The 21,845-nt window shown below is 68.7% G+C and carries 20 protein-coding genes; 11 read left to right on the forward strand and 9 right to left on the reverse strand.

What is annotated here, in order from left to right; translation table 11 throughout:
- Nucleotides 1-260 precede the first annotated feature (260 nt).
- Nucleotides 261-470 carry a hypothetical protein gene (locus tag FB547_RS08730; RefSeq protein ID WP_145741362.1) on the forward strand — a complete coding sequence of 70 codons (210 nt, stop codon included), beginning with the start codon at nucleotides 261-263 and terminating at the stop codon, nucleotides 468-470.
- A gap of 18 nt (nucleotides 471-488) precedes the next feature.
- Here the strand turns inward: FB547_RS08730 and FB547_RS08735 are convergent, their stop codons facing one another.
- From FB547_RS08735 to mnmH, 5 genes are read right to left on the reverse strand one after another with little or no spacing between them, the layout of a single operon-like run.
- Nucleotides 489-1,115, reverse strand: a complete 627-nt coding sequence (locus tag FB547_RS08735; protein WP_145741364.1) for a LysE family translocator — start codon at nucleotides 1,113-1,115, stop codon at nucleotides 489-491.
- A 28-nt stretch (nucleotides 1,116-1,143) separates the two neighbouring features.
- A complete protein-coding gene (locus FB547_RS08740; RefSeq protein WP_018903218.1) occupies nucleotides 1,144-1,413 on the reverse strand; it encodes a DUF2277 domain-containing protein in 270 nt (89 codons plus the stop codon).
- A gap of 33 nt (nucleotides 1,414-1,446) precedes the next feature.
- On the reverse strand, nucleotides 1,447-1,941 hold the full coding sequence (locus tag FB547_RS08745) for a GNAT family N-acetyltransferase (protein ID WP_145741367.1): 495 nt from the start codon (nucleotides 1,939-1,941) through the stop codon (nucleotides 1,447-1,449).
- Nucleotides 1,938-2,363, reverse strand: a complete 426-nt coding sequence (locus FB547_RS08750; RefSeq protein ID WP_145741369.1) for a GNAT family N-acetyltransferase — start codon at nucleotides 2,361-2,363, stop codon at nucleotides 1,938-1,940. Before FB547_RS08750 ends, FB547_RS08745 begins: the two co-directional genes overlap by 4 nt.
- Before the next feature lie 35 nt (nucleotides 2,364-2,398).
- Nucleotides 2,399-3,472 (reverse strand): tRNA 2-selenouridine(34) synthase MnmH, encoded by a 1,074-nt coding sequence (gene mnmH, locus FB547_RS08755; protein ID WP_145741371.1) that lies wholly within the window; start codon nucleotides 3,470-3,472, stop codon nucleotides 2,399-2,401.
- Between the two features lie 199 nt (nucleotides 3,473-3,671).
- Between mnmH and FB547_RS33280 the strand changes: the two genes are divergently transcribed.
- From FB547_RS33280 to FB547_RS08775, 4 genes are all read left to right on the forward strand, one after another.
- Nucleotides 3,672-4,151, forward strand: a complete 480-nt coding sequence (locus FB547_RS33280; RefSeq protein WP_186454131.1) for a DUF4124 domain-containing protein — start codon at nucleotides 3,672-3,674, stop codon at nucleotides 4,149-4,151.
- 13 nt (nucleotides 4,152-4,164) lie between these two features.
- Nucleotides 4,165-4,614, forward strand: a complete 450-nt coding sequence (locus FB547_RS08765) for a ribonuclease HI family protein (RefSeq protein ID WP_145741375.1) — start codon at nucleotides 4,165-4,167, stop codon at nucleotides 4,612-4,614.
- Between the two features lie 43 nt (nucleotides 4,615-4,657).
- Nucleotides 4,658-4,906, forward strand: a complete 249-nt coding sequence (locus FB547_RS08770; RefSeq protein ID WP_062362845.1) for a DUF3297 family protein — start codon at nucleotides 4,658-4,660, stop codon at nucleotides 4,904-4,906.
- Between the two features lie 90 nt (nucleotides 4,907-4,996).
- A complete protein-coding gene (locus tag FB547_RS08775) occupies nucleotides 4,997-5,518 on the forward strand; it encodes an O-acetyl-ADP-ribose deacetylase (protein ID WP_145741376.1) in 522 nt (173 codons plus the stop codon).
- Between the two features lie 19 nt (nucleotides 5,519-5,537).
- Here the strand turns inward: FB547_RS08775 and FB547_RS08780 are convergent, their stop codons facing one another.
- The gene (locus FB547_RS08780; protein ID WP_145741378.1) at nucleotides 5,538-11,567 is read right to left on the reverse strand and encodes an alpha-2-macroglobulin family protein; all 6,030 of its coding nucleotides are present in this window, start codon (nucleotides 11,565-11,567) and stop codon (nucleotides 5,538-5,540) included.
- Between the two features lie 152 nt (nucleotides 11,568-11,719).
- On the opposite strand from FB547_RS08780, the gene opgC reads away from it, so the two are divergent.
- Nucleotides 11,720-12,862: an OpgC domain-containing protein gene (gene opgC, locus FB547_RS08785; RefSeq protein ID WP_145741380.1), complete on the forward strand. Its 1,143-nt coding sequence runs from the start codon at nucleotides 11,720-11,722 to the stop codon at nucleotides 12,860-12,862.
- Between the two features lie 19 nt (nucleotides 12,863-12,881).
- On the opposite strand, the gene FB547_RS08790 is transcribed toward opgC, so the two are convergent.
- Nucleotides 12,882-13,667: an SGNH/GDSL hydrolase family protein gene (locus FB547_RS08790; protein ID WP_145742008.1), complete on the reverse strand. Its 786-nt coding sequence runs from the start codon at nucleotides 13,665-13,667 to the stop codon at nucleotides 12,882-12,884.
- Nucleotides 13,668-13,849: 182 nt separating this feature from the next.
- Between FB547_RS08790 and FB547_RS08795 the strand changes: the two genes are divergently transcribed.
- The gene (locus FB547_RS08795; protein WP_145741382.1) at nucleotides 13,850-14,386 is read left to right on the forward strand and encodes a hypothetical protein; all 537 of its coding nucleotides are present in this window, start codon (nucleotides 13,850-13,852) and stop codon (nucleotides 14,384-14,386) included.
- Between the two features lie 17 nt (nucleotides 14,387-14,403).
- Nucleotides 14,404-15,705 carry a tetratricopeptide repeat protein gene (locus FB547_RS08800; protein WP_145741384.1) on the forward strand — a complete coding sequence of 434 codons (1,302 nt, stop codon included), beginning with the start codon at nucleotides 14,404-14,406 and terminating at the stop codon, nucleotides 15,703-15,705.
- Between the two features lie 13 nt (nucleotides 15,706-15,718).
- Here FB547_RS08800 and FB547_RS08805 read toward each other — a convergent pair whose 3' ends face one another.
- Together FB547_RS08805 and argH are read right to left on the reverse strand one after the other, a co-directional pair.
- Entirely contained in the window at nucleotides 15,719-17,197 is a 1,479-nt protein-coding gene (locus FB547_RS08805; protein WP_145741386.1) for a rhomboid family protein, read from the reverse strand.
- 131 nt (nucleotides 17,198-17,328) lie between these two features.
- Complete coding sequence (gene argH / locus FB547_RS08810; protein ID WP_145741388.1) at nucleotides 17,329-18,726, reverse strand: argininosuccinate lyase; 1,398 nt, start codon at nucleotides 18,724-18,726, stop codon at nucleotides 17,329-17,331.
- 49 nt (nucleotides 18,727-18,775) lie between these two features.
- Here argH and FB547_RS08815 point away from each other — a divergent pair, with 49 nt between their 5' ends.
- Genes FB547_RS08815 through FB547_RS08825 form a run of 3 tightly spaced genes read left to right on the forward strand, consistent with a single transcriptional unit; the run spans nucleotide 18,776 to nucleotide 21,842 of the window.
- Nucleotides 18,776-19,849 carry a sensor histidine kinase gene (locus FB547_RS08815; protein ID WP_410000797.1) on the forward strand — a complete coding sequence of 358 codons (1,074 nt, stop codon included), beginning with the start codon at nucleotides 18,776-18,778 and terminating at the stop codon, nucleotides 19,847-19,849.
- Nucleotides 19,846-20,592, forward strand: coding sequence for a LytR/AlgR family response regulator transcription factor (locus FB547_RS08820; protein WP_145741390.1), 747 nt, complete (start codon nucleotides 19,846-19,848; stop codon nucleotides 20,590-20,592). The genes FB547_RS08815 and FB547_RS08820 overlap by 4 nt, the downstream gene beginning before the upstream one ends.
- Complete coding sequence (locus FB547_RS08825; protein ID WP_145741392.1) at nucleotides 20,589-21,842, forward strand: AI-2E family transporter; 1,254 nt, start codon at nucleotides 20,589-20,591, stop codon at nucleotides 21,840-21,842. Before FB547_RS08820 ends, FB547_RS08825 begins: the two co-directional genes overlap by 4 nt.
- Nucleotides 21,843-21,845 lie beyond the last annotated feature (3 nt).

Raw genomic sequence — 21,845 nt, forward strand, 5'->3', positions numbered from 1 at the left:
GGTGGAAAACGGGAGTCGGCGGCGCGGCGGCGCCATTCTCGGCGAAGCGGCCACGGGAAGTGCACCTACTTGCGAACGGGTGCGCCGCCGCCTGCCACGGCAGGAACTTAGCGCCAAAGTTTGCAGCACGTTCCACATCCGGTAACGAACTTCACGCCCCGGCCTCATGGCGGATACGCAGCCGAGACGGAGCTGGCCTTCAATGCAGATGCCGGCTTGCGGAGGCAAGCCGTCTTTCTAGAACTCCAAGGAGAAACCGAATGATGATCAAGACATTGGCCGTTCTGCTTGCCGCATCGGCCGCGCTGGCCGGCTGCGTCGTTGCACCCTATGACCGTCCGGCACCGCGTCCGCACTATGGGTACGGAGACCGCGACCGCGACGGCGTGCCCAACCGCTACGACCGCGATCGCGACGGCGACGGCATACCGAACCGCTACGACCGCAACCCGAACAATCCTTACCGCTGACCTTGGCCGTCGCGCGCCTCAAGCGGGGCGGCGCGCGAGCAGCGCCCACACGCCCGCTGCGCTCAGCAGCGAGCCGCCCGCCAGATTGAAGCGCCGCTGCGCGCGCGGCGAGGAAAGCAGCTTGCGGGCCGATCCCGCGAACACGGCGTAGAGCGTGGCATTGAGCGCCGCCATCGCCACGAAGGTGACCGCCAGCACCCAGAGCTGGCGGGTCACGTCGGCCGCGGGGCTCAGGAACTGCGGCAGGAACGCCACGAAGAACACGATGCCCTTGGGGTTGAGCGCCGTCACCAGGTAGGTGTTGGCGAACAGCCGCCAGCGCGAATCAGGGGCGGCAGGCGCCGCGATCTCGGCGCCGCCGATGCCCGCGCGCAGCAGCTTGATGCCGAGGTAGAGCAGATACAGCCCGCCCGCCCACTTCACCACCGTGAACCAGAACGCCGATGCGGCCAGCAGCGCGCCCAGGCCGAGCAGCGACACCACCAGCGCGGTGGAATCGCCGAGCGCCACCGCGGCCACCAGCGGCACGTTCGCGCGCCGGCCGTGCGACATGGAATAGCTGATCACCGTGAGGATGGTCGGCCCCGGAATGACCAGCAGCACGGACGATGCGGCGACGAAGGCGAGCCAGAGTTCGATCGGCATGGGTTCTCCAGAAAATAACGGTTGGCTGTCAGGTGCCGAAGCGCGCGGCCGACCTGGCCTTTGCGCGCTCGGCCTCGATGGCGCGGTCGCGCGGCTCGGCCGTGGTGACCAGCGAGCCGATCAGCCGTGCGGCACTCGCGGACATCTCGTCGACCGCGCGTTCGAAGGCTTCCTGGTTGGCCTTGGACGGCACGCTGAAGCCGCTGAGCTTGCGCACGAACTGCAGCGCGGCGGCGCGGATCTCCTGCTCGGTGGCGGGAGGCTCGAAGTTGTAGAGGGTCTTGATGCTTCTGCACATGGGCGCGCTCCGGGGGGCAACGGACGCTCCAGTCTAGCGAAGCAGCGCCATCGCGTGGGCGTCGTGGTAGATGCCGTCGATCAGGCTCGCATGGCGCAGCAGGCCTTCGTGCTCGAAGCCGAATCGCTCGTACAGCGCCTTCGCCTTCGGGTTGTCCGCGCGAACGGAGAGCTCGAGGCGGGTCAGTCCGCGCGCCCATGATTTGTCGATGGCCGCCTGCAGCAGCTGCGCGCCGAGTCCGCGCCCGCGTGCCTCTGGCAGCAGCGCGATGCCGAGCACGCCGATGTGGGCCCTCGAGTGGCCGAAGACCGGCGATACGTCGCACCAGCCCACGACCTTGCCGCTGCCATCGACCGCCACGAAATGGGGAAAGCCCGCTGCCAGCACGTTGCGGTAGAAGGCCAGCGATTGTTCCCATGGCGGCGCCTGCGTCAGCGCCAGGTACTTCTGTTCGCGCGCCACCGCGTCGAGCGCCTTGTGCAGGCTTTCGAAGTGGCGCTCTTCGGTGGAGACGACGCAATGGTTCATTCGACCAGGCCGCGCTCGAGCGCCTGCGCCTGGTTCTCGAAGATCGCCATCGCGGTCTTCATGCGCCTGAAGCCGAGCTTCCCGTAGAAGGGCTCCTTGCCGGCCACCGCATAGAGAATGATCTTGCGGTGCCCGCGCGAGAGTTCCACCAGCCGCGAGACGATCTGCCTGCCAAGTCCGATGCCCTGATGGCTCGGGTGCACTGCCACGTCGCAGATGTAGGAGCAGTCGAGCCCGTCGGCCATGGCGCGGCCCGCGCCGACGAGGCGGCCCGCGTCGAACACCAGGCACTTGAACATGCTGTTGCCGAACACGAGCTTCAGGCCGTCGGGCTGCTTGTTGCCCAGTGGTGCGGCCTGGTAGAGCCGAGAGAGTTCGTCCCAGTCGAGGCCTTCGAGCGAATCACGCCATTCGAGTGTCATGGAGCCTGCCTTGGTTGTTGCCGTGGATGCGCCCGCTACCCCGCGGCGTTCAACCGGAGGATGGCATCCGCCACCGCGTCGATGCCCGCGTCCGTCAGGTCGGGTGCCGCCACCTGCTGGCGCAGCGGCCACTTCTCGAAATGGCGCGCCTGCGAGCGTTCGTAATGCGGATCGTAGTGAAGCGACATCAGTTCGGCAAAGAGCTGCGGCAGTTCGCCCGCGAGCGCCCATTCCTGCCAGCGCTGCACCACCGCCTTGCCCTGCATTTCCTTGAGCCTGTCGAGCTGGGCCGCCAGCGCGGCGCGGTCGTCGCCCAGGTAGGCGTAGTCGCGCAGCAGGTAGTCGAGCCGTGCGGCCGCGTCGGCCTGGACCTCGATGCAGTCGGCGGCGCGCATGTGCGCGACCAGCGCAATGGGCACCGAGAGCCGGCCGATGCGCGCGCTCTCGCCTTCGACGTAGAGCGTGCGCGAGACGTCGAGCGCGTCGAAGGAGGTGGCGATGCGCGTCTCGAACTGTTTTTGCGAGGGCTGCGGCACGCCGGGCAGGGCGCCCAGCAGCGAGCCCTTGTGGCTCGCGCAATGCTCCAGGTCGAGCACCTGTTCGCCGCGCGCGGCCAGCGCCTGCAGGACGCGCGTCTTGGCGCTGCCGGTGGCGCCGCAGATCACCTTGAGCCGGAGCTTGGGCACCGTGGCCTCGATCTGCGCCAGCACGTGCTGGCGATAGCTCTTGTAGCCGCCGGCGAGCTGCTGCGCGTCCCAGCCGACCAGGCGCAGCCAGGTCACCATCGAGCCGCTGCGCAAGCCCCCGCGCCAGCAATACACGAGCGGGCGCCAGTTGGCGGGCTGTTCGGCAAAGCGTTCGCGCAGGTGTCGCGCGAGGTTGGCCGCCACCATGGCACCGCCCACGCGCCGCGCCTCGAAGGCGCCGGTCTGCTTGTAGATGGTGCCGACGATGCGGCGCTCCTCGTCGTCGAGCACCGGGCAGTTGATGGCGCCGGGAATGTGGTCGAGCGCGAATTCGGAGGGCGAGCGCGCGTCGATGAGGGTGTCGAAGCGGTGCAGGTCGGCCACGCGCGTGGGCTGGTGGCGCGGGTTGTCGTGCTCACGCATGGGTTTGCCCCTGGTGGCGCCGCAGCCGGCCGCTTGCCGGGCCGGCACCGGCGGCCAGGGCGAACATTGCAATCGATACGGTCATGGCCTGGGTGCGGTTGGAGGAAGGAGCGGACAACCTTCGATTGTAGAAACCCGGCCAGAATGCAGGGCAGGGGAGACACTGTCGTCTTCGGCTGCCAACGGCGGAGGTCGCATGATGCGCACATCGGTTCTGTTCATTCCGGTCTTTTTGGGCGCGGCGGCCGCAGCCATGGGCGCGCAGGCGGCCGAGGTGGTGCGCTGCACCGATGCGAGCGGAGGCATCGTCTACACCGACGGCCCATGCCCCGCCGGCAGCCGGCTCTCGCGCCAGGTGCCCCTCACCGAACCGCTGACGGTGACCCCGCCCGCTTCCCCCGAAGAAGCGCGCCGGCCGGCATATGCGCCGCCGCCACCACCGCCGCCCCCGATCAGCAACGCGCCGCAGGGCCCGGCCATCATTCCGCGCAACGTGGACGAGCCGCAGCGCCCCGCGCCCGAGTCGCCGCCGGTCTATACCTGGGGGCCGGATCCGTACTACGACCCCGGCCGTCCGATTGTTCGCCCGCCACGGCCTCCGCGCCCGCAGGATCCGGGGCCGCCTCCCGGCCAGCGGCCGTGCCAGAACCTCGCGGGCATCAAGCGCAACAACTGCTGAATCGACGGGACCGATGCAACTTTCCCACTGGACCGTGTACTGCGACGGCAGCGCGATGCCGAACCCCGGCCGCATGGGCGCCGGCGCGGTCATCACCGAGCCCGACGGCACCCGCCACACCCTGTCGCTGGCGAGCCATGCGACGGGCTGCAACAACGAAGCCGAACTCAGGGCGCTGACCCTCGCGCTCGAGGACCTCAAGGCCAGGGGCGCGACCGCGGTGCGGGCCTATACCGACAACAGCATCCTCGTCGAGCAGCTCGGCACGCCCGGCGCCCGGCCGATCGCGCGCATGGCCGGTTTGTTCGACGACGCCCGCGCACTGCTCGGCTCGTTCGAGGAGGCGAGCCTGCGCTGGGTGCCGCGGCATCGCAATCACGAGGCCGACGCGCTCGCGCGCGCCTCGCTGGGCTTTGCGCCCAAGCCGGCGGCCCGGACGGCGAGGAAGAAGAAGCGGCGCTAGCTGCGGCCAGGAGGCCCGGGACAGAGGCCATATCATCCGCGTCATGACCGAAGCCAATTCTCTCCCCCCTCTTCCCGACCACCTGTCCACCGACCCGCGCAGCCCCCACCACGTGGCGGCTGTCTTCGAGCACGACATCGGCATCCGCTTCAACGACAAGGAACGCCTCGACGTGGAGGAATACTGCATCAGCGAAGGCTGGATCAAGGTGCCCGCGGGCAAGACCGTGGACCGCAAGGGCAAGCCGCTGCTGCTCAAGCTGAAGGGCAGGGTCGAGGCGTTCTACCGGTAACAGAACCCACCGCGCGAGCGGCCGGGCATTCGACATGGGCCTGGCGCCGGGAGTAACCTGCCAACCATTCCATTCGACGCAGATCAAGCCATGCAGAAAGCTCTTCGCGCTGTGCGCGGCGACATCACCACGCTGCAGGTCGATGCCATCGTCAACGCGGCCAATTCATCGCTGCTTGGCGGAGGCGGCGTCGATGGCGCCATCCACCGCGCCGCGGGGCCCGAGTTCCTGCACGAGTGCCGGCTGCTCTCGGGCTGCAAGACGGGCGATGCCAAGTTGACCAAGGGCTACCGGCTGCCGGCCCGCTTCGTCATTCACACCGTCGGGCCGGTCTGGCGCGGCGGTGCGAGCGGCGAGCCGGAACTGCTGGCCTCGTGCTACCGGAAGTCGATGGAAATCGCCGGGCAGCACGGCGTTCGCAGCATCGCGTTTCCCTCGATCAGCACGGGCATCTACGGTTACCCGATCGAACGCGCGGCACCCATCGCGGTGGCCACGGTCCGATCGGCGCTGGCTGCGAGTGCCAGCGTGCAGGAAGCGACGTTCTGCTGCTTCTCGGACGCGGACCTTGCGGTGTACGAAGCAGCGCTTGCGGCAGCGGGGGCGGAATAGGGACCGACCCCGCCGCGCCTTACTTCGCCGCCTCCACCTTCACGCGCGCATTCGGCGTCTCGCCGAACATCTCGGGCGCGTACATGGCTTCGACGCGGCTCGGCGGCAGTGCGAAGTCGCCCACGTTGTTGAGGCGCACGGTGTATTCGATCTTCACGACGCCCTTGGGCAGGTACTCGTAGTAGCTGCGGAAGGCCTCGAAGCTGCGTTCCTCGAAGGCCAGCCAGCCGGCGCCCGACTTGCGCTCGCCCTGCGTGGCGATCTGAGAGTCGCGGCCCAGGCCCGTGCCCAGGATGGTGGCGCCGCCCGGGATCGGGTCGCTCACCACGACCCAGGTCATGTCGGCGCTGGCGTTCACCTCGATGGCCACGCGCAGCACGTCGCCGCGCGTGTACTTGCCCGCGGTGGCCTGCTCGACCGGCGTGATGGTCTTCTTGATGGCGTAGCCGGCAGCAAACGGCGCCTTCAACTGCACCGCGGCAATCGACTGCATCGTGAGCCAGGGCTTGCCGCTGCCTTGCTGGGTGACCAGCAGCGTGTCGCGCACCGGCGCGCCGGAAGGCGAAGCGGCCCAGGGCAGGAACATGTTGTTGTTCTTCAGGTTGCCCGGCGATGCGGGTGCGCCGAAGAAGGTGCTCTGGTTGGGCGCACCGGCCGCGTCGGTGGTCTTCACGCGCTCGACGCTGCGCCAGTCGACCTGCGCCTTCACGGCGCCGAGCGTGGCGGCCGTGACGCCGGCCACCGGCGTGCTTTCGAACACCTTGGAGAACTTCTCGAGCGCCAGTCCGCCCCACAGGTTGGCGGTGGTGGTGTGCCAGGCGCCGTTCTGCTGGCGGCCGATGAAGCCGTTGGCGAGTTTTCCGATGTCGTCCTTCCAGGCCGGATCGTCCATCACGCTGAGCAGAAGGCGCGCGGTGTTGACGTCGCCGTTGGTCATGAGCCACCACCAGTAGTCGTCCTGCTCGGTGCTGAAGACCAGCTTGGTGCCTTGGTAGGACAGGCGCGCCTTGAGCACGTTGCTGGCTTCATCGAGCCGCTGCTGGCGCTGCGGCACGTCCGGCACGCGCTTCAAGATGTTGAGCCAGTCGATCACGGCGCTGGTGGGCCACTGGTTGGGCGCGATGGTGATGCTGCCGAGCATGCTGCCCTTGGCCGTGCCGTAGCGCGACAGCGCCTCGAGCGCGGCGAGCTTGCGCACGTCCAGGTCCTTGCGCGGGCTCCAGAACTCGCGCTGGATGCGGCCCTCGACGAAGGCGATGAGGCCCGACTCCATCGGTGCGCGCGCCGCGTCGGGCAGCGCGAAGGCGGGGTTCAGCGCCGCCGCCTCGTGGGTGGCCGCCAGCAGGTACGAGGTGAGGATGTCGCTGCCGTGGTTCGATTCGCCATCGCGCGGCGGAAAGTAGCTGGCCAGGCCGTCGCTGTCGAGGTAGGTCGGCAGCTGGGCCAGCACGCCCTGCCACATCTTCGCGTCGCGCAGGCCGACCGACTTGCTGGTCTTCTGCTCGAGGCAGATGAACGGGTAGTTGGCGAACCAGTCGCGCACGCCCGGCAGGCCCTCGGCCAGCCTGGGCTGCAACGCGAGCTTCAGGCCGCCGCGGCCGGGCAGGGCATCGGCAGGCGGTGCCACGTCGATGGTGAATGGCCCGTCGAGCTGCACCAGCGTGGCCTGCTGCACCGTGAGCGGCACTGAAGGAATGATGCGCTGGCGCACCTTGAGCGCATCGCGTGCGCCGCCGAGGGTGTCCTTGGCCTCGATCTCCCACAGGATGGCTTCGGCGCGCGTCTGCGCGAGCTGCGCGGGCGCGGTCACGGTCCAGGCCACTTCGCGCGCCTCGCCGGCCGGGATGTCCACCGTCTGCGGCTCGAGCGTGAGCAGCGTGGCGCGCGGCGCGGCCTCCACCTTCATCGGCTTCTGCGTGGTGTTGCGCAAGGTGATCTGGGCGCGGAACTGGTCGTCCTCGCGCACCAGCGGCGGCAGCCCGCTGATGATCTGCAGGTCCTGCGTGGCCTGGATGCTGGCCTGGCCGGTGCCGAACAGGCTGGTGCCCGAATCGGCCACGGCCACGATCCTGAAGGTGGTGAGCGCGTCGTTGAGCGGCACCGTCACCACGGCCTGGCCGTTGGCGTCGAGCACCACTTTCGGGTTCCACAGCAGCAGGGTGTCGAGCAGCTCGCGCGTCTGGCCCTTGCCGCCGCCGCCACCCGCGGGCACGGCCTTGCGCCCGTAGTGGCGCCGGCCGACGATCTCCATCTGCGCGGTCGAGGTGGAGACGCCCCAGCTGCGCCGCTGCAGCATCGCGTTGAGCAGGTTCCAGCTGTCGTTGGGCATCAGCTCCAACAGCGCCTGGTCGACCGCGGCCAGCGCCACTTCGGCGCCGGCCGCGGGCCTGCCGTCGGGCAGCTTGGCGGAGATGGTGATCTGCGCCTTGCTGCGCACCGGGTAGCTGGGCTTGTCGCTGGTGACGGTCACGTCGATCTGGTGTGCGCGCGTGCCGACGCGGATCTCGGCCATGCCCAGGCGGTAGGCGGGCTTGCTGAGGTCGACCATCGCGGTGGGCGCGACGTATTCCTTGCCTTCGTACCAGAACGCGGTCCACCACTCGCGCGGTGCCTTGAAGCCCCAGGTGAAGAAGCTGTACCACGGCACTTCGCGCAGCCGCCCGCGCAGCGCGAGCACGCTCACGTAGGCATTTGGCCCCCATTCGGGCTTGACCTGCAGGCTCACGGTCGGGTCCTTGCCGTCGAGCTGCACCACATGGGTCTCGATGATGCCCTCGCGTTCCACCGACACCAGCGCGGTGGCAAAGCGGAAGGGGCTCCTCACCTGGAACTTGGCAACCTCGCCGGGCTGGTAGCTCTTCTTCTCGGGCAGCACGTCGATGCGGTCGTTGTCCTCGCCGCCGAACCAGAGTTCGCCCTGCTTGGTCACGTACACCGAGCTGGCGGCGCGGCTGTCGCGGCCTTCGCTGTCGGTGGCGCTGGCCACCAGCTCGACCTCGCCGGCTTCCTTGAGCTCGGACTCGCACAGCAGCAGGCCGCGCGCATCGCTCTTGCCGCTGCAGACGGTGCCGATGTCCTTGGTCTCGGTCTTGTTGTCGTAGGTGTAGAAGCCGCCCACCATGCGCTTGCGGCTGGTGGTGGTGATGCGCGCGACGGCGCGCACGTTGAGCGTGACGCCGGCCTGCGGCTTGCCCGAGAGGTCGAGCGCGAGCGCCTGGTACTTGAGCTTCTGGCTGGTCGAGACCCAGCCTTCGGTCTTGATGCCGGCAATCACCGAGGCGGGCCACAGCGTCTGCGTGCTGCGGATGGTCTGAACCTCGCCGTTCGGGTCGGCATAGGTGGCTTCCAGCAGCAGCTCGCGCGCGGCCTTGACCTTGGGCACCTTGTCGATCGTGACCTTGCCGGCGCCGTCCTTGTTGAGCGTGAGCGGCAGCTTGTCGGCGATCACGCGGGTGTCGCTGGCGCTGTTGATGTCTTCCTCGGCGCCTGCGGTGTCGGCGGCCGCCGCGGCGGGCGCTTGCGAGCTCTCGGCCTGCGCGCGCGGCGGGGTGAAGCTGAAGGCCTCGTGGTCGGCAAAGCTCAGGCTCTTGCCGCGCACCATCGCCGACACGCGCACCGGCAGGTTGGCGGCGCCGCCGCCGGCCACGTAGTTGATCTGCACGTCGGTGGGCACCGAGGCCACGCTCACCAGCGGCTTCTTGTCGGCGGGGGCGATGCGGCCCTCGAGCACGGGCAGGCGGAATTCTTCTACGCGGAACTGGCCGGTGGAGAAGCTGCGGCCGTAGCCGCCGTCGTCGCCTTCTTCTTCGGAGTCGCCGCTGTTGGCGTCCTTGCCCTTGCCGCTGCGCAGCATCACTTCGTACAGGCCGAGCTTGGCGGCCGGCGGAATGGCAAAGGTATTCTCCGCGCTCAGGCCGCCGGTCGGCGTCTTGCGCCAGGCCAGCGGCTGCGTGAAGCGTTGGCCGCTGCCGGTATGGGTGATGACCAGCGTGTCGGGCCGGTTCTCGGGCAGGCCGAAGCCCTTGCTGGTCTGGGTGCGGATCAGGTGCTTCATCGACACCGTTTCGCCGGCGCGCAGCAGGGTACGGTCGAAGATGGTGTGGGCCACGCGGTCGGGCTCGGCCTGCAGGCTGGTGGGCACGTTGAAGCGCCAGGGCTCGATGCCGCGCTGCCAGTCGCTCCAGGTGAAGGCCAGGTCCTCTACGCCCTTGTCGTCCTTGGCGCGGGCGCTGACGAACCAGGCACCCGCGTTGTATTCGTCCGGCCCGTTGCAGTTGGGCGCGTCGGGCGCGATGCCTGCCAGCGTGACGATGCCGTTGGCGTCGGTGGTGCCCGATGCGACGGCAACGCCGCGGCAGTCGGACACGCGCACCTCGGCGTTCGGCACCACTTTGCCCTTGTCGAGCGTGGTGACCCAGGCCATCGAGTTCTCGCGGCCGAGCTTGAAGTGCACCGCCAGGTTGGTGGCCAGCGCGGTGGTGCGCACGTACATCGTGCGGCTGGCGCCGTAGCGCTCGTCGAGCAGCGCATCGCCGAGTTTTTGCGAAGCGATCTCGAGCACGTGGAAGCCCGGCGTCAGCGGAATGCCGATGACCTCGAACGGGCGCGGATCGCCGCTCTCGGCCTTGGGCATGTCGAGCGCCTTCACGCCCGGCTGGCCCGCGAGCAGGGACAGCATGCGGCTTTGCACACGCGTGCGTTCGCCGGTCTCGATGACGGCGGGCAGTGCGCCCTTCACGTCCTTGCGCGCCTGTTCGCGGCTCACGGTGTATTCGTCGTAGCGGCGCACCTTGCGGAACCACGCGATGATCTCGGCGTCGGTCTTCGGGTTCATGTCGCTGACCTTGCCGGGCGTCAGCGCCTGCACCATCAGCGCGGGCTCCACGCGCCGCACGGTCACCGGCATCATGGCCGGCGTGCCGGGTTCGGCCAGCCGCTCGACCACGCCGAAGGGCGAGGCCGCGAACTTGGCCAGCGGCGGCATCGCGCCGGTGGCCACCTTCAGCGGAAAACTGCCGGGCGAAGCCAGCGGCCGGCCCGAGGCGTCTTCGAACTTGGCGGGCAGTTCGATGGTGAACTTGGTGTCTTCGGCGAATGGCGGGCTGAAGCTCGCGGCGCTGACCACGTCGTCTTCGCTGGGCGTGCCGCCGTCGTTCTCGAGCGTGGCGGCGATCGACTTGCCGCCGCCCTTGAGCTGGATCTGCCCAGCCATCTTGCGCGTGACCGGCGCGTTGAACTGCAGCTGCATCGGCCGCAGCGGCAGGCAGGCGGCCTGGGCGTTCTCGCGCTCGCAGCTGAAGGACACCGCAAAGGGTTCGCGCACCTGGAAGCTCAGGCGGCGCTCCACGTTGTTGGCCACGCCCGAGGGGGTGGCCACGCCCTTGCCGTAGACGATCTGCACCTTGCTGCCCGGCGTGAGCGTGCGGTTGCATTGCAGTGCAATGAAGCGCAGCGGGTCCTTGGCGGCTTCCTTCTCGCGGCCGAAGGCCTTCAAGAGCCCGGTGCGCTGCTCGCCTTCGAGCAGCCGCACGGGAATGCGCTCGCCGATGCCGTCGGCCGCGCACCAGACGTTCTGGCGCACGCTCTCCACGGTGGCGGCGCCGTTGAGCTCGAGCACGAACATCTGCTGCTCGTCGATCCGGCCATAGCTGCCGGGCATGAAGTTGCGCACGAACGGTCCGCCGCTATTGAATTGGTAGCGCTCCGGCCCGGTCAGCTCGCCGCCCGAACCGGACTTGAAGCCGGGAATCCGGGTGACGGTGCAGCGCACGCCGGGCGGCAGGTCGTTCTCGAAATCCCAGACCCAGGCCTTCGCATCGGTCCAGCGGCCGGTGCCCTTGCCGGCCTGCGCGTCGGTGCAGCTCACGGCAAGCGGCGCGGGCGCCTTCGGATCGCCGAAGTTGACGGCGGGTTGGTCGAACTTGGCGACCACCTGGCGCACGCGCGCCACCTCGCCCTGCGGCGTCAGGCTGGTGATCTGGAGGGCGAGCGCCGGGACGGCGAACAATGCGCTGCCGGCCAGAAGCAGCGCTGGAATGGTTCTTTTCAATTTTTTTCTCCACCTGAAAGCAGCGCGCAGCGTAGCCGATTTGAATGTCGCTCCGGCAGTGCCGGACGTCATATGCCTCGGCCGCTCTTCATACAATCGGCCCTGTCGTGCGTGCGCCGCGCGGACCGCCACCAAGACCTCGCCGCCGACCGATGAAACGCTACTGGGAAATAGACGCCTTGCGCGGGCTGATGCTCGTGCTGATGACCGTCACCCATCTGCCCACCCGCCTGACCGACCCGCTGGGCCAGCCCTTCGGCTTCGTCTCGGCCGCCGAAGGCTTCGTGCTGCTGTCGGCCTTCGTGGCCGGGCTGGTCTACAGCCGCATCGGCTATGTGCGCGGCGTCGACCCGATGCGCCAGGCCTTCTGGCGGCGCGTGCTCAAGGTGTACCTGTGCCAGGCGGCGATCCTGCTGTTCCTGTTCACCGTCATTGCGGCGCTCGGGCTGCACATCGACCAGCCGGCGGTGAAGAACCTGGTGTCCTACTACTTGGCCGAGCCGCGCGACGGGTTCCTGTTCGGGCTGCTGCTGATCTACGAGCCCGCGCTGCTCGACATCCTGCCGATGTACATCTTCTTCATGCTGATGAGCCCGTGGGTGCTGGCCTTTGCGATGCGCCACGGCTGGACGCTGGTGATGGCCGCCAGCGTCACCCTGTGGGCGCTCGCGCAGTTCGACCTGAGCGAATGGATCTACGGGCTGGCGGTGCACTACCTCGGCCTGCCGGTTCCGTTCCACGAGATGGGCGCCTTCAACAGCTACGCCTGGCAGTTCCTGTGGTTTGCGGGCCTGTGCCTCGGCGCCAGCCGCAACCTCCCCGGCGCGCGGCCGCTGCGCTTTCCAGCCTGGCTGTGGATGCCCGCGCTGGCCATTGCGCTCTACGGCTTCTGGTGGCGCCACCACGGCATCAACGGCCAGGCGCCGTTCGGCGGCGACGTGGAACTGAACCTGCTGTTCGACAAGTGGCAGCTCGGGCCGCTGCGCCTCGTGAACCTGGTGGCGCTGGGCATCCTGGCGGTGCGCTTCGGGCCCGGGCTCATGCGCCGGATTCCGCGCCTGCACTGGCTCGAGGCCATGGGTGCGGCCTCGCTGCCGGTATTCTGCGCGCACCTGGTGGCGGTGCTGCTGGTGCTGGCCTTCTACGGCGACAGCCAGACCGCGCGGCCCTGGTGGGGCGACGGCCTGCTGCTGCTCACGGTGTTCGCGGGCATGTACGCGGTGGCGCGCTTCACGCGCGGGGCCGACCTGCCGCCGCCGGCGGAAGACGTGCCGGCGGAGGCCGCGCGGGCTTGAGGCCGGCCGGGAGCGCCGCTCAGGGCAGGGCAGACGCCGGCGCCGCGACCGGCACGGGTGCCGCCACGGCCCCCGGCAAGTGCCCCGCAATGACCGACTGCCAGAGCCGGTAGCCTTCGTCGGTCATGTGCAGCCGGTCGTTCCTGAACAATTCCGGCCGCGGGCGGCCATCGGCGCCGAGCATGGGCGTGAAGATGTCGATGTATTCACTGTCGGGCAGCCGGTTGAGGTAGGCCGAGATCACGTTGTTGGTTTCGCGGATCTTCGGCATCAGGTGTTCGCGCGAGGGGCTCGGCTTGATCGAGATGAAGCTGATGCGCGTATTGGGCAGCTCGGCGCGCACCGCGTTGGCAAAGCGCGCAAAGCTCTCGAGCACCTGCAGCGGCGTGCGGCCTTCGGCCAGGTCGTTGTCGCCGGCATACACCAGCACCTGCCGCGGCCTGTAGCGCACCACCAGGTCGCGCGCGAACAGGCTGCAGTCGGCCAGGGTCGAGCCGCCGAAGCCGCGGTTGACGATGGCGCCGGGCACCTGGCGGAAATCCTGGCCCAGGTTCTTCCACATGCGCACGGTGGAACTGCCCACGAACACCACGCCGCCGGGCGCCGGGAACTGCTGCTGGTCGGCCCGGAAGAAGGCGGCCAGCTCGTTGTGCCAGCGCGCCTTGGCCGCGAGGTATTCGGAGGAGGCGGCCGCATCGGCCGCCGTGCTGTCCAGCGACTCGTAGGGCAGGACGGCGTTGTGGTTCTGGGCCTGGGAGGCGAGTGCGGTTGTCAGCAGCAGCGCGGCGGCCAGCGCGGTTTTCATCGAAGGCATCGGAAAGGCAGAACGCTGATCGGATCGTATCCGCGGATTGTGGGGCATGAAGCGCCAGCCCGGATGCGGCTGCGCCACGCCGTCCGGACCCGCCCGAAGCGCCCTCAAGAAACATTCCGCAACGTATACTGCCTCGAAAAATCGGAGCGGGGCGCACGGCGTGCGGGCGGGGAATGAAGCAAATTGCGATCGTTGTCGCGCTCTGCGTGGGCGCGTGGTACTTTTTCATCGGCGGGCGCAAGCTCGACGAGGCCATGGTGCGCAAGTACTACGAGAACGAGGCGCACGCCATCTACTCGCGTGACGCGGAGAAGCTGTGCAAGCAGCTCAGCAAGAAGGCCGTGATCCAGAGCAAGACGATCATGATGGGCCGCACGCAGGAGACCACCAGCGACCGCGAGCAGGCCTGCGAGGCCGCGCGCAAGACCTTCAAGATGTTCGAGTCGGTGGGTGAGCGCATGGGCGGCATCCTCACCATCGAATACGAGTACCACATCGACAGCATCGAAGTGGCGAGCGACCGCAAGAGCGCCACCGTCGAAGGCACCAGCGTGCTCAAGATGGGCGAGGCGGCCATGCAGTTCAAGAGCAGCTTCACGCAGCGTCTGGAGCGCGAACTGGGCCAGATGCGGCTCGTGCGCGGCGACGACGTCACGGTGGTGCGCCTGGGCGGGCGCGGCGCCATGAGCCAGAGCGATTTCTTCAAGTAGCCGCAGGCCGCGCCATCATGCTCATCAAGGAATCGCTTCCGCCCCCGCCGCCTTTCTGGCACCGCCTCAACAGCTTCTTCGCGTTTCCGCTCCAGCTGCGGCCGTTGATGTATGGCCTGGCGCTCGCGTTCTGCAGCCTGCTGTTCGAGGCCATTCCTTTTCTGCATCCCGGCCTGTCGCTGGTCGTGATCGAGTTGGGCATCGTGTTGGCGGCCAGCCGCTACGGCTTCAAGGTCACCGCGCTCGGTTCGCGCGGCATCTGGCGCTCGGCCGATTTTCCGCGCGAGCTGAATGAAGACTGGGTCAACCTGCCCTGGAAGCTGTTCGCCATTTCGGTGGTGCAGGGCGCCCTGGTCGGCTGGCTGGCCTGGTACCAACCGGTGCTGGGCACCGTCGCGGTGTTCGTGGTGTCGTTCACCTTTCCGGCCGCGATGATCGTGCTGGTGCAGTCGGGCAGCTTCTTCCAGGCCATGAACCCCGGCCACGTGATGGATGCGATGCGCATCATCGGCTGGCCCTATGCGCTGCTGTGCTTCTTCCTGTTCCTGCTGAGCGCGGGCGCGCAGATCGCCATCGGCATGCTGCTGCCGATGATCGACGGCCTGATCGTGCTGCCGATCGCCAATTTCGCCTTCATCTACTTCGGCTGGGTGATGTCGAGCCTGCTGGGCTACGTGATGTACCAGCACCACGACGCCTTCGGCATCGACCTCCTGCCCGGCGGCGGCGTGGACGACGGCGCGCCGGTGGACCGCCGCACGCCCGAGCAGATCGCCGCGCAGCGCACCGATGCCGAAGTGGCGCAGCTGATCACCGACGGCGACGTGGCCGGCGCACTTGGCATCGCCTACGAGGCACAGCGCGTGGCACCGGCCGACGACCTGGCGGCGCAGCGCTGCTACCACCGCGTGCTGCTGCTCGCGCCCGACAAGGCGTCCACGCTGCTCGACCAGGCGCGGCGCTTCATTCCGCTGCTGCTGCGGCGCGACCTGGCGTCCGAGGCGCTCAAGGTCTTCAAGGCCTGCCGCGAAAAGGACAAGAGCTTCGTGCTCGACGACGCCCCCGCGGTGATGACGCTGGCCAGGGCCGAATGGCGCAATGGCGACGCGCACGCGGCGCTCGCGCTGCTGTCGGGCTTCGACCGGCGCTTTCGCGGCCATGCGGCCATTCCGCAGGCCTACGAACTGGCGGCCCGGGTGCTGGTGCAGGGGCTTGGCCGCGCCGACATGGCGCAACCGATCCTGGCCACGCTCGAATCGCGCTTTCCGGACAGCGAGCAGACGCAGGAAGTGCGCTGGCTGCTGCGGCCCGCGGCCTGATCTTCAGCCGCAGTCAGGCGCGCTCGAGGGCGCGCGTCACCATGTCGTTGGGCGCGATCCGCAGCAGGTGCGGCAGCCAGCTGACAGCCATGTCGCGCTCGCCGGCGTGCAGCAGGCCGTTGGCGCAGACCGACAGCGTGTCGGCCAGCTCCGGATGGTCGGGCGCGGTCTTCAGCAGCACGCGGCACAGCTTGTCGGCATCCTGGAACTGGCGCACGCGCGTGAAGCGGCGCGCCAGGCGGGCCATGTCGTCGGGCTTGAGGCGCGCGCCCGGCTTGGCCTGGTCGAGGTAGGTGGTGTAGCTGGCGTGCTGCAGCGCCAGGGTGTCGGGGTCGGTGGCGGGCAGGCGGAAGATGCGGCGCGCAGCCTGGTGGAAATCTTCGCTCGCGGGCTGCAGCCGCGCGGTGTTGAACCAGGCGCGCAGCGTGTCGGCGTCGCCGGGGCGCAGGGCGGCGGCGGCGCGCCATTCGGCTGTGGCCGCCTCGAACTTCATGGCGGCGCCCAGCCGGCGTGCCGCGGCCACGTGGCGGTTGAATTCCTCATCGCCGTTCGATTGTTCCGAGACCACGGCCTCCGGCGTCTTCACCTTGTTGAGCGCCATGGCGCTGGCCATCAGGGCCGCGCCGGTCAAGAGTCCGCCCAGGTGCGCCATGTAGGCGATGCCCTGGCCGCCCACCGCGTGCTGCAGCAGCTCGTTGGCAATCCAGGCCGGCAGCAGCAGCAGCGCTGGCGCCGTGACGTAGTTGAAATAGAAGAACAGCTGGTAGAAGAACCGGATGCGCCGCAGCCGGTACATCACCGCGTACATGCCCATCAGCGCCGACACCGCGCCCGAGGCGCCCAGGCCGTAGCTGCCCTTGCCTGCGTAGGCCCAGCCGGCCAGCATCGAGGCACCTGCTGCGCCCAGGATGTAGAAGCCCAGGTAGGTGCCGCGGCCCAGCGCCAGCTCGACCGAAAAGCCGAACAGGAAGAGGAACAGCATGTTGCCCAGCAGGTGGCCGGTGCTGCCGTGCAGGAAGGCGGCGGTGACCCACGTCCAGGGCTTGAACTCCGCGTCCTTGGTGTAGTCCTGCGCCCAGCGCGTGGTGAACGGCACAGGCCGCATCGCCTCGTACTGCCGGCGGTCGCGCTTCCATTCGGCGTAGCGCGGGTTCGCGGGCGTGATGACCTCGTCGGCCTGCAGCTTGTGCAGGAACTTGCTGTCGTTCTGCAGAGCGTCCAGCAGCTGCGGATGGGCTTCCTCGTGCGGCAGCATGCGCCGCGCCGGCTTGCCGCGCTGGGGGTCCGTCTTTTCTAGCCACTCCACGAAAGGCGGCAGCTCCAGCTCGGGCAGCACGCTGTTCACGTAGTAGTGGGCCGCGCGCTCGTCGGCCTTTTCCTCGCTGCGCTGCGGCCCCCAGAACACGATCATGTTCACGAGGATCAGCAGCACCGTCATCCACGGCGGATTGCGCCAGCTCGGTCGGTTCTCGAGCGGGATGGCGTAGAACAAATGCGGCCTTGAATGTCAGTTGGTTCGAACGGCCGCGGAGCAGGCCATGCCAGTGCACCCGCGGAACCGGCTTTGCCGGGCCGCAGGGTGCGCCCCCCGGTGGGGAGAGGCGCCGCAGGCGCTTCGGGGGGTCATCCCAATCTTGCGCGATGGCGCGCAATCTGCGCCTTCACTTGCGCCGGCGCGGTGCCGCCGAGGATGTTGCGCGCGTTGAGCGAGCCGCGCAGGCTCAGCACGTCGTAGACGTCCTTCTCGATCTTCGGGTTGAACTGCTGCAGCACGGCCAGAGGCAGTTCCGCGAGGTCGACCTTGTGCGAGGTGGCGGCCTTCACCGCATGGGCCACGGTTTCGTGCGCATCGCGGAAGGGCAGGCCCTTTTTCACGAGGTAGTCGGCCAGGTCGGTGGCGGTGGCGTAGCCGCGCAGGGCGGCGGCTTCCATGGCCTCGGGCTTCACGGTGATGCCGCCGATCATCTCGGCGAAGATGCGCAGCGTGTCCTTGAGCGTGTCGACGGTGTCGAACAGCGGCTCCTTGTCTTCCTGGTTGTCCTTGTTGTAGGCCAGCGGCTGGCCCTTCATGAGCGTGATGAGCGCCATCAGGTGGCCGACCACGCGGCCGGTCTTGCCGCGGGCCAGCTCGGGCACGTCGGGGTTCTTCTTCTGCGGCATGATCGAAGAGCCGGTCGTGAAGCGGTCGGCAATCTGGATGAAGCCGAAGTTCTGGCTCATCCAGAGAATGAGCTCCTCGCTCATGCGGCTGATGTGCACCATGCACAGGCTCGCGGCCGCGGTGAACTCGATGGCAAAGTCGCGGTCGCTCACGGCGTCCAGGCTGTTCTGGCACACGCCGTCCATGTTCAGCGTTTTGGCGACCAGTTCGCGGTCGAGCGGATAGCTGGTGCCGGCCAGCGCAGCGGCGCCCAGCGGCAGCCGGTTGACGCGCTTGCGCACGTCTTGCAGGCGCTCGGCATCGCGGCTGAACATTTCGACGTAGGCCAGCATGTGGTGGCCAAAGCTCACCGGCTGCGCCACCTGCAGGTGCGTGAAGCCGGGCAGGATGACCTCGACGTTCTTCTCGGCGATGTCCACCAGCGAAAGCTGCAGCGCCACCAGCAGCTCGGCAATCAGGTCGATTTCGCCGCGCAGCCACAGGCGCACGTCGGTGGCGACCTGGTCGTTGCGGCTGCGGCCGGTGTGCAGGCGCTTGCCGGCGTCGCCCACGAGCTGGGTCAGCCGGGCCTCGATGTTCAGGTGCACGTCTTCCAGGTCGAGTTTCCACTCGAAGGCGCCCGATTCGATTTCAGCGCGGATCTGCGCCATCCCACGCTCGATCTCGGCGTGGTCCTGCTTGCCGATGATGCCCTGCGCGGCCAGCATGCCGGCATGCGCCAGGGAACCCTCGATGTCGGCCTGCCACAGGCGCTTGTCGAAGAACACGCTCGCGGTGTAGCGCTTCACGAGGTCGCTCATGGGTTCGGAGAACAGGGCCGACCAGGCTTCGGATTTCTTGTCGAGTTGGTTTTGAGTCATGGGAGCCGTGCTAGAGGCAATAATGGGTTGGTTACCCAATGTATCTGTAATGCGCAACCCGTCGATTTTATCGGCCACCTCCACCTCCACGCCTGCGGCCCCGCCGGAAAGAGGGCGTTTGCCCGTGCGCGGCAGCCCGGGGCTGTTCGACGCCTGCCAGATCGGGGTGGTGCTGCGCGCGGTGCTGTTCGTGGAGGCGCTGGTGGCGACCGCGACGCTGTTCGTGTCGTCCTCCCCTGGGGAATGGCTGGTGCAGACCGCCACCGTCACGGGCGGCGCGCTGCCTGCGACGCTGCTGTGGCTGGTGGCGGCCTGCGGGCTCAAGAAGCCGCTGGGCCGCCTGCCGCGACAGGCGCAGTACGCGGCCGGTGCCGCGCTGGGCGCCGTTTCCTCGCTCTACGGTTGCGGCCTCTTGCGGCTGACCGGCGTGCTGGGCACGGCGCCGTGGCTCGCGAGCGCGGTGGCGGGCGCGTTCATTGCGGGCATGGTGATGGCGGCGATGGTGCTGCGCGCGCGCGGCCGGACGCCAGCCGCCATGACGGCCCGGCTGGAGGAACTGCAGTCGCGCATCCGCCCCCACTTCTTGTTCAACACGCTCAACAGCGCCATTGCGCTGGTGCGGGAAGAACCCGCCAAGGCCGAGACCATGCTCGAAGACCTGGCCGAGCTGTTCCGCCAGGCGCTGGCCGATCCGGGCGAATCGGGCACGCTGGCCGACGAGATTGCGCTGGCCGAGCGCTACCTGGCCATCGAGCAGGTGCGCTTCGGCGACCGGTTGCGCATCCGCTGGGACCTCGATGCCGCGGCCAGCAGCGCCAGGCTGCCGCCGCTGCTGCTGCAGCCGTTGGTCGAAAATGCCATCAAGCACGGCGTGGAGCCCAGCCCCGAGGGCGCCAAGCTGCGCATCCGCACCGAACGCCGCGGCAGCGTGGTGGTGATCGAGGTCGTCAACAGCCTGCCGCCGCTGCGCTGGGCCGACGAGCCCCTGCCGCGCGGCCATGGCATCGCCTTGGCCAACGTGCGTGACCGGCTGCGGCTCCTGCACGACATGCAGATGCAGTTCAGCGCCGGCATGGACCAGAAGAACTACCGCGTGCGCATTGCCATTCCCGCCGAATCATGACCCTCAAGACCTTGATCGTTGACGACGAAGCCCTGGCCCGCTCGCGCCTGCGCACGCTGCTGCGCGACTGCGGCTCGCCCGCCGCCGAGGTGGTGGCCGAGGCCGCCCAGGGCGCCGAGGCGCAGCAGCATCTCGCGGGCATGGCGCTGGACCTGGTGCTGCTCGACGTCCACATGCCCGGCATCGACGGCATCGAGGTGGCGCGCGCCCTGCGCGGGCGGGCCGATGCGCCGGCCGTGGTGTTCGTCACGGCCCATGCGGCCCATGCCGTGACGGCCTTCGACCTCGATGCGGTCGACTACCTGACCAAGCCGGTGCGCGCCGAGCGCCTTCAGCAGGCGCTGCAGAAGGCCGAGCGCTTCCTGAAGGAGCGGCGCGCGCTGCAGGCCGACGCGCTGCAGGAAAGCGTGCTCATCCAGGACCGCGGCCGTGCCGAGCGGGTGCCGCTGTCGGAGGTGCTCTACCTGAAGTCCGAATACAAGTACCTCACGGTGCGCACCGCCACCCGCAGCCACATCCTGGACGGCTCGCTGAACGAATTCGAGGAGCGCTATCCCACGCGCTTCCTGCGCGTGCACCGCAATGCGCTGGTGGCGCGCTCGGCCATCCGCGCGCTCGAGAAATACGATGACGGGGAAGACGCCGAAGGCTGGGCCCTGCGGCTCGACGCGATTCCCGAACCGGTCGCGGTGTCGCGGCGACAATTGGCTGCAGTGCGCGAAGTGCTGAAGGAAGCGCGATGACCGACGACAAGAAAACGGCCGGAGAGACACCGGCAACGCCGCAGCCCACGCCACCGCCCGCGGACGCGCCGCCCGAGGTGCCGCCGGAGCCCGTGCTGGAGTCCCCGCCCGAAGCGGTGCCGCCGGAACTGGCGGCGGAGCCCGAGCGCCTGCTGCTGCACATGCCGGTCGACGTGCGCAGCGCCTCGCTGGTGGTGCTCGCCGTGCTGGGCAGCGTTTTCGCGCTGCGATGGGGCCAGGCCGTGTTCATCCCGCTGATGCTGAGCCTGATGCTGACCTACGCGCTGTCGCCGCTGGTCGAGCAGCTGCACCGCCTGCGTCTGCCGCGCTGGATCGCTGCGGCGCTGATTCTCGTCGGCCTGTTCGGCGGCCTGGGCTGGACCGGCTACTCGCTTTCGGGCAATGCCACGCAACTGGCCGAATCGCTGCCCGTCGCGGCCCAGAAACTGGGGCAGGCCATGCGCAGGAGCAGGGGCGCCAGCGCCACGCCGCTCGACAGCGTGCAGCAGGCGGCCGCGCAGCTCGAGAAGGCGGCCGAGGAAAACTCCGCGCGCGTCGCGGCCCGCAAGGGCGTCGCGCGCGTCGTGATCGAGCGGCCGTCCTTCAACGTGCGCGACTACCTGCTGAGCGGCACCGTCGGCCTGCTCGAGGCGATCGGGCAGCTCACGCTGGTCGCCTTCCTGACCTACTTCGCACTGTGCTCGGGAGACACCTTCCGGCGCAAGCTGATCAAGATCACCGGCCCGAGCCTGCAGAAGAAGAAGGTCACCGTTCATGTGCTCGACGACATCACCCGCAACATCGAGCGCTACCTGCTGGTGCAGATCCTCATCAGCGCGCTGGTGGGTGTGACGACCGGCCTCGCCTTCTGGGCCATCGGGGTGGAGAACGCGGCCGTGTGGGGAATCATCGCGGGCGTGACCAACCTCATTCCCTACGTCGGCTCGGTGATCGTGATGGTGGCCGCGGGGCTGGTGGCCTTCCTGCAGTTCAACAGCCTGGAGATGGGCGTCCTGGTGGGCGGCGTGTCGCTCGCCATCCACACGCTGGTCGGCAACCTGCTGATGCCCTGGCTCACCAGCCGCACCAGCCGCATGAATCCGGTGGCCGTTTTCGTGGGCGTGATCTTCTGGGGCTGGCTCTGGGGCGTGTGGGGGCTGCTGCTGGGCATTCCGATCACCATGGTGATCAAGTCGATCTGCGACCGGGTCGAGGATCTGCAGCCGATCGGGGAGCTGCTCGGGGAGTAGGGG

The organism is Variovorax beijingensis (assembly GCF_007828835.1).
Taxonomy (GTDB): Bacteria; Pseudomonadota; Gammaproteobacteria; order Burkholderiales; family Burkholderiaceae_C; genus Variovorax; species Variovorax beijingensis_A.